10 protein-coding genes are annotated in these 13,266 nt (G+C 44.5%); 5 read left to right on the top strand and 5 right to left on the bottom strand.

The genetic code is table 11. The annotated features are described in order from the left end of the window. Window positions 1-46 precede the first annotated feature (46 nt). The 5 genes from ABIC84_RS11825 to ABIC84_RS11805 all read left to right on the top strand — a co-directional run bounded on the left by ABIC84_RS11825 (window position 47) and on the right by ABIC84_RS11805 (window position 5,941). Entirely contained in the window at window positions 47-1,801 is a 1,755-nt protein-coding gene (locus ABIC84_RS11825; protein WP_429263684.1) for an FAD-binding protein, read from the top strand. Then, complete coding sequence (locus ABIC84_RS11820) at window positions 1,794-2,651, top strand: methyltransferase domain-containing protein (RefSeq protein WP_429263683.1); 858 nt, start codon at window positions 1,794-1,796, stop codon at window positions 2,649-2,651. Before ABIC84_RS11825 ends, ABIC84_RS11820 begins: the two co-directional genes overlap by 8 nt. A gap of 2 nt (window positions 2,652-2,653) precedes the next feature. Next, on the top strand, window positions 2,654-3,751 hold the full coding sequence (locus ABIC84_RS11815) for a hypothetical protein (protein ID WP_429263682.1): 1,098 nt from the start codon (window positions 2,654-2,656) through the stop codon (window positions 3,749-3,751). Window positions 3,752-3,770: 19 nt separating this feature from the next. Next, window positions 3,771-4,541, top strand: a complete 771-nt coding sequence (locus ABIC84_RS11810) for a hypothetical protein (RefSeq protein ID WP_429263681.1) — start codon at window positions 3,771-3,773, stop codon at window positions 4,539-4,541. A 212-nt stretch (window positions 4,542-4,753) separates the two neighbouring features. Further along, a complete protein-coding gene (locus ABIC84_RS11805) occupies window positions 4,754-5,941 on the top strand; it encodes a leucine-rich repeat domain-containing protein (RefSeq protein ID WP_429263680.1) in 1,188 nt (395 codons plus the stop codon). Between the two features lie 390 nt (window positions 5,942-6,331). Here ABIC84_RS11805 and prfH read toward each other — a convergent pair whose 3' ends face one another. The 5 genes from prfH to ABIC84_RS11780 form a co-directional block, all read right to left on the bottom strand. After that, entirely contained in the window at window positions 6,332-6,946 is a 615-nt protein-coding gene (prfH, locus tag ABIC84_RS11800; protein WP_429263679.1) for a peptide chain release factor H, read from the bottom strand. Window positions 6,947-6,948: 2 nt separating this feature from the next. Continuing rightward, on the bottom strand, window positions 6,949-8,349 hold the full coding sequence (locus ABIC84_RS11795) for an RtcB family protein (protein WP_429263678.1): 1,401 nt from the start codon (window positions 8,347-8,349) through the stop codon (window positions 6,949-6,951). Window positions 8,350-8,354: 5 nt separating this feature from the next. Continuing rightward, entirely contained in the window at window positions 8,355-9,086 is a 732-nt protein-coding gene (locus ABIC84_RS11790) for a hypothetical protein (protein WP_429263677.1), read from the bottom strand. A gap of 459 nt (window positions 9,087-9,545) precedes the next feature. Then, the gene (locus ABIC84_RS11785) at window positions 9,546-10,820 is read right to left on the bottom strand and encodes an alginate lyase family protein (protein ID WP_429263676.1); all 1,275 of its coding nucleotides are present in this window, start codon (window positions 10,818-10,820) and stop codon (window positions 9,546-9,548) included. A gap of 305 nt (window positions 10,821-11,125) precedes the next feature. Beyond that, window positions 11,126-13,207, bottom strand: coding sequence for a glycoside hydrolase family 43 protein (locus ABIC84_RS11780; protein WP_429263675.1), 2,082 nt, complete (start codon window positions 13,205-13,207; stop codon window positions 11,126-11,128). Window positions 13,208-13,266: the final 59 nt, after the last annotated feature.

Raw genomic sequence — 13,266 nt, 5'->3', positions numbered from 1 at the left:
TTATAATTGAAAGTAATGATATATTAGCGTATTGCCAAGACCATCCATGCGCCTGAAACAAAAACTACCTGTAACCTATCTGCTATTTACTTTTAACGGCCGCTTATCAAAAGGGGCTTTTTGGCTGGCTTCCCTGTTTTACTGGTGCACTTTTTACGTGTTGTACAACTTTTTATTGCTTGCTGGCGAAGGAGCTACGTTTATTCTATATCCTTTATTATTCTGGATCATTATAGCTACTTCTATTAAGCGCCTGCATGATCAGGGCTATTCAGGCTATTGGCTGTTTACTGTTTTAATACCCGTGCTTGGGCCATTATGGTTATTCTGGCGGTTAGGTTTCAAAAAAGGGGATTACACGACAAACCAATATGGTTCGGTACCCGGGTCGGCACCCGATTATTTGAAAAACGATGAAGGTAAAGAGATCCCCCACCTTAAAACCGATGAGCGTATTATTGACGATGTAACCCGGCTGAACCCCGTATTGGTTAGTAAAATTGCGCGTCCAACTTCGGTCGAAGAAATCTGCGAAATTGTTAAAAACGCTACCGGCGCTATCTCCGTAGGCGGCGGCCGTTTCAGCATGGGTGGACAAACAGCAAGCTCGCATAGTTTGCATATTGATATGCGCGGAATGAACAAAGTACTGGAGTTTTCAGCAGCAGATAAACTCATCAAAGTACAGACGGGTATCCGCTGGTGCGATATTCAGCAATATATTGATGAGTATGACCTGAGCATCAAGGTCATGCAAACCTACGCCAATTTCACGGTAGGCGGCGCATTGAGTGTTAATGCCCATGGGCGATATATGGGCATGGGGCCGGTTGTTTTATCAGTACGGTCAATTGATGTTGTGTTAGCCGATGGCTCGTTAGTTCATGCTACTAAAACAGAAAACCCGGAAGTGTTCTTTGGCGCAATTGGCGGTTATAATGGCATTGGCGTTATCGTTCAGGCCGAACTCGAGTTAGCCGATAACCTGGCCATTAAACGAATTGATAAAAAAATGAAAGTTGAAGAATATAAAGATTACTTCTTCAAAACCATACGCGATAATTCACAGGTAGTTTTCCATAACGGCGATATCTACCCACCAAAATACACGCGTTTAAGAGCTGTAAGCTGGATAGAAACCTCCGAAAAGCCGACAGTTAAAACCCGGCTGATGCCACTGAAAGAATCCTATCCGCTGGAGCGGTATTTCCTGTGGGCGTTTACAGAAAGACCATTAGGCAAGCCTTACCGGGAGTTTATAATTGACCCTTTACTGTTCAGGGGCAAAAAGATCCATTGGCGCAACTACGAAGCCGGTTATGATGTTGCCGAACTGGAACCCAAATCACGAATCAACAGCACTTATGTATTATTGGAATACTTTGTTCCTGTTCAGCGCTTTGAGGAATTTGAACAAGCCATGGCCGAAATATTTATCCGTTTTAATGTTAACGTGCTTAATGTATCCATCAGACATGCCAAAGCCGATCCGGGCACCTACCTGGCATGGGCACGGGAAGAGGTATTTGCTTTTGTGGTTTATTACAAGCAACGCACAGATCCGGCATCTAAACATGCTGTTGCTGTATGGACCCGTGAGCTGGCTGATGCCGTAATTGCTGTAAACGGTGCTTATTATTTACCTTACCAGGTACATCCAACCGCGGCACAGTTTCATAAAGCATATCCTAACGCGCAAAAGTTATTCGACCTGAAAACCAAGCTTGATCCTGACTATAAATTCAGGAACATTTTTTGGGATACCTATTATCAACCATTAAAATCCAAAAGCAATGGCTAATACATCCGAATTTAAAGCAGTATTTAACGATACCAAATGGAGCGACGATTTTTACCGCTTTTTACAGGTGATATTTCATTTGTATCCCGAGGATAAATTCCATCAATTAATAAAAGAAGAAACCGCTGCTGGCAAAACCGATGAGGAGATCTATAAATCAGTTCAAAGCAAATTGAAAGGCATTAAGCCATTCTTATCAGAACTGACTTATGCCTTGCCAGCGCTTAAAAAGCAAAAAAAAGAAATAGTCAGGCAAACACTGGGGTTATTGGGCGATGTTAAACAGATCTCGGGTTATGCCGAGATTGGTTCTACCGGTCGTTATATTAGTCAGCTAAGAAAAGAAATCAAGGTCACCGGCCCGATATATCTTATTAATGATCTCGCGCCAACCAATTCGCCGGGAGACATTATGGAGCGGGGGCAGCTGGGCAAGCTGGGCAATTTTGTGGATATTAATGGCTATAACCCAATTAGTAGTTTAACTATTCCTGATGCAAGCCTGGACGTGGTTACGTGCTATATTGGTTTACACCACTGCCCGGTAGCGAAGCTGGATGGGTTTGTGGAATCGATATACCGAATCCTACGGCCCGGCGGCTCGTTTGTTATCCGCGACCATAATGTTAAAACGCCAGAAATGGCCACCTTTGTTTCTTTGGTGCATACGGTATTTAATGTGGGATTGAACGAAACCTGGGAGTTTGAAGCCAGAGATTTTAAAAACTTCAAGTCCGCAGATGAATGGGCAGCCATTATTGAGCAGGCGGGATTTAAAGATGCCGGTAAACGAATACTACAAGATAAAGATCCATCCGATAATACCTTAATGTTGTTTACCAAAATATAGGCATGAAAAGGCTAAGGATACTGACATTAATTGCGCTGCTACTGGCTATCATAACTTTTGTTGTTAAAAACAGGGAGCCATCCACTGTGCCTTCCGGGAAGGGTTTGTTGGTGGATAAAGCCTGGCTGTCAATTAATAAGAACCCGCTAACACCTCAGGCAGCCGTACGTCCGCCTGATCAAACTTTTCTGACCTACCCCGAATGGTTCCTGGTGTTTAGTCCGGCTGAGCAGGCAGATTACTTTAAAACCCATACTTCAACCACCTTTCCATACCTGAAACATGTTGACCAGATGTGGGGTGGTTACGGTGTAATGTACGATCAGATTAAAGGCAATTTCCCTTTCAATACCGGCTACCATGTGATGATATGGGTAATAGCCGGCAGCACAACCGTTGAGTACGGTATCAAATCATTTTACGAGACCGTTGTTGGCCGGGTGACCGACATCAGCCCCAACGAAGAAATGACCGCCGAAGATAAGTTTAACGCCGACTATGAATACAGCTATGTGAAATTTATTGAGGCGTTGCCATGGTACGAGTATGATTTTAACCATCAGCTTAAAATGTTGTGGAGCAGTACCTCTTTCTCCGGTCCGCATTTGCTGCGTAAACTGGAGAGGCGCTATTATCTAACCACCGAACTATTGGTTAAAAGCGGCTATGGCTGGCTGATTGGCCTCGGCACCAAATCGGCTTATGAAACAGCCTCGTTGCAAACAGCAGTAGTGATGGATAGGCTACCCACAGGGTTGGATACAACCGGATTTGTGCATAATATAAAAGTATTGCCAAACGGTATGGTGCTGGCTAATTTACCCCGTTATGCTGAATTTAATACAGGGGTTAGTAAGCTGGCAAACAATGGTGTTGGTTTTACTGAGATTGCCGGAAATAAAAGTGCCATTATGCTTACTGTTTTAACTGACAGGCCTTTAAATGTTACCGATAATTATAAAATACTATTTACTCAGCCAATCTTTACCAAGCCGGGCTTAAGCAGGGTTGCTTTAGTGACAATGGTGGAAAACCTTAGCTCGCTTGTAAGAACACTTAAACTAAAAGGAGTGACGATAGAGCATATTTATGATTATTAATTAATTCTTTCTACAACTTATGAAAGTTAACCTACTTATTTTATTAATAGTATTTAGCCTCGAAAGTTGTTTAGGCCGAACTGATAAAAAGCTAATCAGTAACTGGAATACGCATCCAATTCCTACTAATCCGGACAGCCTCAGAAAATATGGTTTCTCTTTTCACGAATGGGCTGTCTATAAGAAAAACGATTCTGTTTTTGTGGTAGATAAGAAAGAACTTCCATCTCCTCAATTACCTTTTCAAATTAAAGTTAAAAAAGCTGATAGTCGTGACTTTGGGGGAAGGGCTTCAATCTTGAAAGTAGAAGATGGTTATTTAGTAGGTTTTTACAGAGGTGAATGGGGTGGTGCTCTATACTGGGTTTCAAGTGATGGTAAGAATTATTATAAAATATCAAATCATGCGATAGTGCAGTTTATTAATAGAGGAGGCAAACAATACGCCATTGAAGGGCTTGCACACTTAGGAACCTCGGAAGGAAGCATTATTGAAATCTACAAACCAAATGATAAATGGGCTGTAAGAGAACACTTAAAACTACCAACAGCACCAAAAGCTATCGCATTAGATCATCAGGATAACTTTATCATTATTACTTCTAAAAGTTTGTTAAAAGTAGGTCGAAATGCACAAATATTTTTTTTAGTAGATAAAGGATTATGGTACGCGGCTCTTTATCCCAATTCGATGGTTATCAGAAATAATAATATTTACGCAGGCATGCGCGCGGGAGTTTATCATTACGATCTGGGTACAGGGAAGGATTCCTGGTTGTTGCCATATTAGTATTTATGATTCCAAGCTTGACAAAATTGAAAAGATCAAACATTACTCCCCTCAAGGTCCTTTCCATATTGGCCATCTGTTTAGGCTTTGCAATAATTTACTTAACTGGTGGGTTTGGACTGGGAATAGGGATATTGATGATGATAAGTTCAATATTACTTTATCTCATTAATTATTTTGCTTCCAAGACTAAACATTTTAAACTAATACAGATGGGAGTATCAACAGTATATATTTTTACTGTTTCTTATTGTGCTTTGAAATGGCAGGAACATACAACTTTTATCTTCTCTAAAGCATCCAGGGGCGCAGCAGGGATAGTTTTCGGAATTCAAGGTTACCCTGCGCTGCCTCCCGCTTTTCTATGGGCTAAAACTGTTACCATCCCGGATAGCGGTATTGTCATCACGTCTACAAAAGAGGAAGAGATGCCAACCTGGCAACGATACCGGTACTCCGATAGATCTGCAGTTGAGCCGAATGACATTGAATGGAACCCAAACTTTCAATATCCCTGCATTAAAAGCAAGGGAATAGTAAAGGCATGGTTATTTAGCAAAAGGGGGCAATCCGATTCATTAGCGCAGAAGCGTATAGTAGAAATTGTGAACAAAATTGATGAAGGCAAATTGAAAACCCTTTATACGTCTTCAGGAGTGTCAATTGTAATAGCTAATGAGGGAGCCTATCTAACTCTTCAAGGTGCCGGACTTGCTTACCTGCCCGATGCTGTCAGCACATTACCAATTAATACAATTTACCTCGCACAGAATAAATTTACAACAATACCCCAACAGCTTTATAAAATTAAATCACTTCATAGTGTTTATTTGGGTGCAAACCCCATAAAGTCACTTCCTAATGATTTGTATAAAATGCGAGGGCTAAAAAGCCTGCTGGTAGGAAAAACGGAAATCCGCGAAATTAAAACTGATCTTTCAAACCTTGATAGTTTAGAGTACCTTGATATTTCTGGCAATAAATTGTCAATGTTTCCTGAAAAAATCAAGACTGTTCCTCACCTAAAATGGCTTTCAATTGAAGAAAATGAGTTTAAAGATTTGGGCTTCGTAGATAATAAATTAAGTGGGCTTCAAACATTACAGGTCTATAGCAATAAGATTAAACGCATCTCTGATAATATTCGCTATCTGTCAAATCTTAGAGAATTACTAATTTTTGATAACCAAATAGATAGTATCCCTAACTGTATAGGTTCGTTGGTTAATCTCGAAAAACTTGAAATTTGGAATAACCCACTTCGTTATATTTCTCCTGAAATCAAAAAATTAACAAAATTAAAAGAGATAAGATTGGATGACAATTACTTATCAAAAGAAGACAAGAAACAGTTAAAGCAGTGGTTGCCGCATTGTGATATTCACTTTCAAACCAGATAATTGATTAATATACTGGTGCCGTGTCGCCAGTGTCAATAGGATCAGCCGACGGTTAGTTTATTAACGAAACGGATGACAAGATACTTTCCTCTGGGACAACAACGTTTTGGCCAAAAACCTTACAAGTCTACTTTTCACGCAGATTGGGACCGGACATATCAATAAAACTTACGGAAAGTGTTGTACCGGCGTAGCACCCATAAAAAAACAGGCTTTTAGAAAAAAATCTAAAAGCCTGGTAATCGATATGTGGAGAATATCAGAGGATTCAAAGCTTCTAAAACAACAGCCAAACGCCGTTTTGAGGCTTTTATTAAACCTTATCATTTATAAAAACATCGATTTTTTACCTTTTTTCACGAAAAAACCCGGTTACTTTTGCCGCGTGTTTTAAATTACTGCCCTGATGGTTTTAACCGGATTACCACGCTCCAGGGCATTATGCTCCTGCCATTGGCTTTGCTGTTGCTCTATTAATTGTTCTGTTTGCCAGATCAGTATTTTGGCTTCCAGCCGGGCTAAACAAAGCTTCTTGTTTTCGAGCTGCGACCGGCTATCCATTGCCATAACTTGCAGCCCCGATGGTAAATGTGTTCCCCGAACCGCGGTTTCCACCTTGTTTACATTTTGACCGCCTGGCCCCGACGAACGACAGGTTTCCAGCTTTACATCTTTAGGGTTCCATTGCATCAGTTCTTTTACGTCAAAAACAGATACGCCTACAAACCAGTTTTTACGTTTATGGTATTTTCGATACGGACTTTGCGCTATCCATTGTATAGTGCCGGTCCATTCTTTTACAAAGGCATCCAGGTTATTACCTGTAGCCATCATCGTAGCGGATAGTAAAGTGCCGTTTAACCCGCCGGCTTTGTTTTCCAGTACTTCAAGCTGAATGCCTTGCTGTTTGGCTTGCTTCAACATCAGGTTTTGTACGCGGGCTACAACCCGGCAGCATTCTGCCGGGCCTTTGCCTGAAGTGATTTGTATCATCATCTTTTTCATCACTACTCCTTATTCATTCGAACGATACGTGGATAAAACTTGCCCTGGATATCAACCAGGTCGCTTTGCACCGCCATTACGGCCTCGATATCCTTATAAACTAAGGGGTTCTCTTCAACGGTACCGCCAATTAAGGTTACACCTGCATTGGTCAGCAACTTTTTCATGGCCGAAACCGTCATGCTGTCCTTAGCCTTTTGCCTGCTCATGGCCCGGCCGGCACCGTGCGATGCAGAATATAAAGCATCATTTGCGCCTTTGCCCGATACCAGGTAAGCCGGCGTGGTCATGCTGCCGGGGATAATACCCAGCTCGCCTTGATGCGCCGGTGTCGCGCCTTTGCGATGGATAATAACCTCCTGGCCGTCAGCCAATCGATCTTTCCAGGCAAAGTTGTGGTGGTTCTCTACCACGTGCAAAGCTTTCAAGCCTAAAGCCTTTAAAAGGTTAGCGTGTATGCGCTCATGACAAGCTTTGGCATAATCTCCGGCGAGGGTCATGGTTAACCAATATTCCTGGCCCGCCTCGCTGTCCATATCCAACCAGGCCAGTTGCTGTGCGTGGCGCGGAAGTTTGCAGGTATTCATGGCTATCTGCGTGTACTGCCTTGCTATTGCCGAACCTAAACCCCGGCTGCCTGAATGTGTTAACAAGGCCGTGTACTTTTTAGCGGGTAAACCTAAAGCGTTATCAGCCAAAAGTTCAATCTCGCCAAACTCCACAAAGTGGTTTCCGTTGCCCGATGTGCCTAATTGCCTTACCGCCTTACTCCGCAGCGGTTTCAAAAATGGGATCTCATCAAATACCCTGCTATCCAGCACTTCATGCTCCTGCCTTACCTCCAGGCCCCCTTCCATACCAAAATGAGTATGATTTTTTAAGGCTTGTTTAATTTGATATTCGAACCGTTTTAGAAAACCATCGCTCTCATCAATAATCGACAACGCCATGCGGCAGCCAATATCCATACCTACAGCATAGGGAATTACCGCGTTGTTTGCAGCGAGTACGCCACCAATAGGCAAACCAAAACCCATATGCGCGTCAGGCATTAACGCACCTTGAACGCTTACAGGCAGCATATTAGCCAGCTCCATTTGTTTTTTGGCCGATTGCTCAATACCCTTGCCTCCGTAAGTTTTGCAGTACACCGGTTCATCACGCAGTGCAAACGTTTTAAAGGATGGTGCGTCCGTTTTGCCAATTACCTTTTCGGCTATCTTGCTTGTTAACTCATCATCCAGAAATGCTTCCGGATCGTTCTTAATATTCAACAACAGGTCCAGTAGCTGCTGCTTACTATGGTGCTTGAAATTTTTAGAGGTTATACCAATAACCAGGCTTCGCAGCTGATCATTATGATAACCTATTTTACTTAAATCTTTTGTTCTTAAATTGCCCATGTGGGTTATGTTTCTAATTCCAGGTAGGCTTCTTTACAGGCATACCTGGGTGTGTTTTTAAATTTGTTAATGTATTTTGGCCGGTCGTTAAACTCATTTTTCCAGCGATAGCTCCGGCCACGGGTTAACAGGTTAATGCGCGGCCATAAGTGGTTGTTATCAATGTGTTCGTCTATCCACGCTAATTCCCTTTCAATATCCGCATCGATCATTTTAGTATGCGTAACCATATGTGGTACCACCTTCAGCACATATCGCCAGGGTTCGGCAAACACGTATTTCACCTCGGTACGGTAGGTTTTAGCATCAAAAGTTTCAACACGGGTAAAGCAAACCTTTTCCTGTTCGGTTAAATTGATCTTGTTGATATCCCAGCTATGCTGCGACAATTCACGCAGCATTTGCGGTTTTGCCTGGTACACATAACGTTGTTTGCGTCGTTTTTTCCGTTTGAAGGATTTGTCCTGATGATATTCAACCGTGTTAATTTTCATTAGCAAGGCTTCATAACAGTCCTTCCCCGGGTTATGCTTCTGGTCATCCCGCAACACAAAAAAACGTTTCCAGCCACGTTGATACGGGTGTTCAAGCGCAACCATAGGCAAAAGCCTTCTTTGCTCCCTTAGTTCATCGCGCCGTTTGTCCAGCTGTATCAGTTGTTTATCCCGACCGGTTTTAACGAGCCGCCTTTTGCGCCGTGCCGATTTGATACAGCGCGGCCATTCATGTGTGTTCATCACACTTTCATTTAATTTTCCTGAATTTGATTTTTGATCTCAGTTCGTCCTTGAGTAAGGATATACCCTTGTTAGAGCGCTCAAAAAATCCTGTGAATTTGGGGGCAGGCAAAATAATGCACAGGTTACTGACGCAAAAGTTTAATTATTTAATAAAATACAGGGTTTGCCTGCCTGATCAGGCAATGAGCGAAAGGGGCGATATGTAGATTTGCTCTGTCATGATTCCTTGATATTTAAAAGATTAACAAATCAGGAATTGGATACAAAGATAGAATTTAATTCGAAATATCAAGAGGCGGCTATTTAGTTTGCAGGTTTGGGCCGCAACGTAGCTACAATTTCCATCGCCAGCGCTTGCTGTTTATGATTTAAACTGCGCATATCTATTACCATAGAAAAGCACTGGCTTCATCAATATTTGACAAAGCCAGTGCAGCCTGTTTAGTTGTTTGTTGTTTAACGGGAGAAGGTCAGTGTGCCAAAGCCTAATTGATCATAGCCGCCACTATTACCTCCGTAATCGCCGCCACCTCCTTCGGGGCGTACTTTAGTTGCAAATTGGGTAGTATAGGTGGCTGTTTTTCCCTTTACTTTAACATAATAGTTATAAACAAGTTCCCAACCCGGGCGAACATTGCCCCGGCCTCCGCTTGAAATAACGGTTTGGTTTGAATTTTCACAGTTATTATAAGTTGTATATGGGACAGTGTTGGTTGTATTGATGTTGTAAGCCGCGATATATTCGCTTACCCCCAAAAGCGGCGGGTTAACGTGGTTCCAGGGATTATAGTCGAAAAAGTTTTGGCCCTGGTTGTATAACATCTCGCAAAAAGTGCCAAAGAGCGGAACTTCCATCGTGGCATGTCCCTGGTCTCTTCCGGCTTCCTGCGCCTGGTCCATTCCGTTGGGATAGGTAGCGGTGGTTACACGCCCTATATACGCGGTACCAACACCACTGTGCTGGTAATAATTTATAGCGTAATTAACTTTACTGATATCATCACAAAGAATGCCAATGGCCAGCACGGTACAAAGGTTTGACATATCCCAATTTAACCAGTAATGTGTTCCGCAGGTATTGTTATGCCTCGCCAGGAAATCGCTTGATACGGGATAATACACATTAAGCATAAAGTTTTTAAAAGCGGTAAAATCGGATGCCGACCAGCCACTGTAGCTACGCATAATTTCGGCCGCGTTGGCCCATTGGTAACCCTGCAGGCCGGCTGCAAGCTGTTTGTTACTATCGCCGTCAATCAGTTTGCATTTTGCGGCCCACGCGTTCATAATAGCCACGGCATTATTCCCGCAGGCGGTATCGCCCTTAATTTTCCAGCGTAATGCATTTTGATAAGCCGCGGCCGCGTCCTGGCAAGCCAGTATATAATTCTCGCCCTTTCCGCTTGCCGCCTTCCCGCGCACAATAGTATCTACCGGCCTGGGAACATACGTAGCAGATGAATGGCCGTTAGCGACGAGCTTGTTCCAGCCGTCGAGCCAGGGTTGCGCCCCGGCATTCACTTTGGCCGTCATCCGGGCAAAATCCGCTGCCGAATGCAGCATTCCCGGGTGAACAATGGTTGTTACGCTGCCTAACGAATATGACGTTAAATTTTTGCCTGCTACACTGTCTTTACCGCCGGTTGTTACGCTCTGAACAGATACCGGTTTGCTGCACCCGCAAAGCGAGGCTATGACACAAATAGCCAATTGAATTGATTTACTTTTCATTTTGTAGATATAATTAATTTAGTGAGCAATATTTTAGCTTATAGTCTGAGCAAAACTCCATTATAAGACAATAAAGCAAATTGTTTATACTCTCCAGAAAGTAATATTAATCAAAAATTAAATTTTAAATCGAATTGGTGGTAAATTAGTGGGTTCATATTCCTGTGTTTATAGGTAATAAGGGAGGGCACCGGTTAAAAAACAGCTAAGTTTTTTCAAAGACAGGCATGGCAGGCCAAATAAAACAGCCGATAATTGCTTTGCACCATATAGCCCTGCATCATGCAGGTAAACTTGCCGCAGGTTTATGGGGCAATTTCCTGCCAGCTAAAAACGGTACCATCTTTTTTGCCGGGCAGGGTTCCGGGCCAGTCGGCCCCGTATAATTCACCGGTATGAGGGTTCAGGCCCACAAAACGGTTGGTATGTAATGAGAGCAGCATGCACTGGCCCCGCAGCATATCCTGCCACAGCAGCAGGCTGGCGGCAGTATCCTTCTGGGTGAGCCGAACATCGGCCGCCATACCCTGGCCGGTAATGGTTACAAAGCCGGTACCGTTCATGGCCTGCAGCACAACGCGGCCATTTCCCCTGTCAATCACCCTGAAATTGCAGCCCGCGTCTTTTTCGTTGGTCCGGTAACTCCGTCCGGGGACGAGCATGCCGTGGGGATCGGCCCGTACCATGCGGCCGTCAGCCAGGTTGGTTAGTGTAATTGTTTTTCCGATGGGCAGGTTTTTGGATCGGTCAGCCAGGGGCTCCTTCAGTTCAAATTTACTGAATGCGGCATAGCCGCCTTCTTTATTTTGGGTATTGTAGGCAAACAGCGCAAAACGGGTACCCTGGAATGTTTTTAACTGGTACGGCAGGCGAATGGTATCGCCAAGGCTTTCAAACCGCGTTCCGTTAGTGCTGTAGCTCAACCGGGCAATATCGTTATCAAAATCGCCGAAGGCCCGTAGGCTCACCCGCGGCGATTGTAGCGGCTTATCAATAGTTTGATGCTTATACTGGTCAAAAAAGCGCAGCGTATACCGGTTACCCTCACGCAGCACGGCCACCCAAGCGTAAGGGATGTTCATCAGGCCTAAACCGGCGATATCTCCTTCCCTCAGGCGCGAGGCATCCAGGATTACTGTAGCTTCGCTCTCGGGGCCTACGCAGCGTTGGGTAAGTGTGTTGTGTGCCCATAAAAAATCTTTGGCGGGAAGGGTGCGCAGCTGTAGTTCGCCGGCTTTAAGTTTCCAGTGAGTGTTGATGGGGTTATGGTTCCATTGCCAGGCGGATACCAGCCGTCCCGATTTAAAATCGTCGCTCCGCACGTAAGGGGCATGCGGTGCCGATGTGTTGTTAGGCTTAAACCAGGTTTTGGGCGAGCGGCCCAGGTTGCCCGCCAGGCCAAAGTAAGGCCAGCCATCCTGCCAGGTAACAGGCGAGAGGAACGTAGTACGGCCCACCGACCTGAAGTCCATCATCGAAAAGCCCCACCACTGGCCGTTTGGCATATCCACAATACCGCCCTGGTGCATGGGTACTGAGGCTAACAGCTGGTCATTACGCTTAACCATGGTCACGTTTTCGGTGGGGGAAGGTACAGGCGTACCCTGGCCCATATTGTTGGTAAACCAGCCCAGCGAGGTGCCCAGGGTCTCTTTGGCGCTTATCACCGTAGTTTCGTAAGGGCCGTAGATATTGGCAGACCGGGCGCACTGCAAACGGCCGCCATCGGCATTGGTGATGTAGTACTTGCCGTTGATTTTATAAAAATGGTTGCCTTCGCCCATGGCCTCGTTTCTGGCGATGAGCAGCCTGTCGGTATTAGGTTCAAAGCCGCTAAGGTCGGGCTTGAGTTCAACCATCCTGATTTCGCTTTGCCCGTAAACGATGTAGATCCTGTTGTTTTCGAACAGTACCGAAAGGTCATAAACAGGCTTTTTAAGGTCATATTGTTTCCAGGGGCCGGCCGCGCTTTTAGCGGTAAATACCTGCAGGCCGTGCCGGTTTATGTTGGAGAAAATATAAAATGTACCGTTGTGGTACCTGATACAGGGCGCCCAGATCCCCTGCCCATAAGCTTCTTTACCGTTGCGCAGGTTAAAATCATCGCTGTCGTCAAAACGCGGAAGTGCGTAACTCACCAGCCGCCAGTTCACCAAATCGGTAGAGTGCAGCACCGGCAGGCCCGGTACGCTATGCATGGTGGTACCTGTGATGTAGAAATCGTTATTTACCCGGATCAGGTCGGGATCTGAAAATTCGTCGTAGAACAACGGGTTGGTGTAGGTGCCGTTACCATTGTCGGCCGTCCAGGATTGCGCGGCGGCCGGAGCCGTGGTCAATATACTGTAAACGAGTAATAATTGCAGTGCGGATATTAAGCGGATCATCGGGTTGGTACGGATTATGCATGTTATAGGGTCAGTCAGTCTGCACCCTGCTTAGAGCT

Origin of the sequence: Mucilaginibacter sp. 3215, from assembly GCF_050433785.1 — a bacterium.
GTDB lineage: Bacteria > Bacteroidota > Bacteroidia > Sphingobacteriales > Sphingobacteriaceae > Mucilaginibacter.
Note: the sequence above shows the minus strand (reverse complement) of the source record. Positions and strands in the feature narration are given on the sequence as shown.

What these genes read in the sequence shown, in the direction of transcription:
- ABIC84_RS11825 (WP_429263684.1), top strand. Translation starts at nt 47, where the DNA reads ATGCGCCTGAAACAAAAACTACCTGTAACCTATCTGCTATTTACTTTT.
- ABIC84_RS11820 (WP_429263683.1), top strand. Translation starts at nt 1,794, where the DNA reads ATGGCTAATACATCCGAATTTAAAGCAGTATTTAACGATACCAAATGG.
- ABIC84_RS11815 (WP_429263682.1), top strand. Translation starts at nt 2,654, where the DNA reads ATGAAAAGGCTAAGGATACTGACATTAATTGCGCTGCTACTGGCTATC.
- ABIC84_RS11810 (WP_429263681.1), top strand. Translation starts at nt 3,771, where the DNA reads ATGAAAGTTAACCTACTTATTTTATTAATAGTATTTAGCCTCGAAAGT.
- ABIC84_RS11805 (WP_429263680.1), top strand. Translation starts at nt 4,754, where the DNA reads ATGGGAGTATCAACAGTATATATTTTTACTGTTTCTTATTGTGCTTTG.
- prfH (WP_429263679.1), bottom strand. Translation starts at nt 6,946, where the DNA reads ATGAAAAAGATGATGATACAAATCACTTCAGGCAAAGGCCCGGCAGAA.
- ABIC84_RS11795 (WP_429263678.1), bottom strand. Translation starts at nt 8,349, where the DNA reads ATGGGCAATTTAAGAACAAAAGATTTAAGTAAAATAGGTTATCATAAT.
- ABIC84_RS11790 (WP_429263677.1), bottom strand. Translation starts at nt 9,086, where the DNA reads ATGAACACACATGAATGGCCGCGCTGTATCAAATCGGCACGGCGCAAA.
- ABIC84_RS11785 (WP_429263676.1), bottom strand. Translation starts at nt 10,820, where the DNA reads ATGAAAAGTAAATCAATTCAATTGGCTATTTGTGTCATAGCCTCGCTT.
- ABIC84_RS11780 (WP_429263675.1), bottom strand. Translation starts at nt 13,207, where the DNA reads ATGATCCGCTTAATATCCGCACTGCAATTATTACTCGTTTACAGTATA.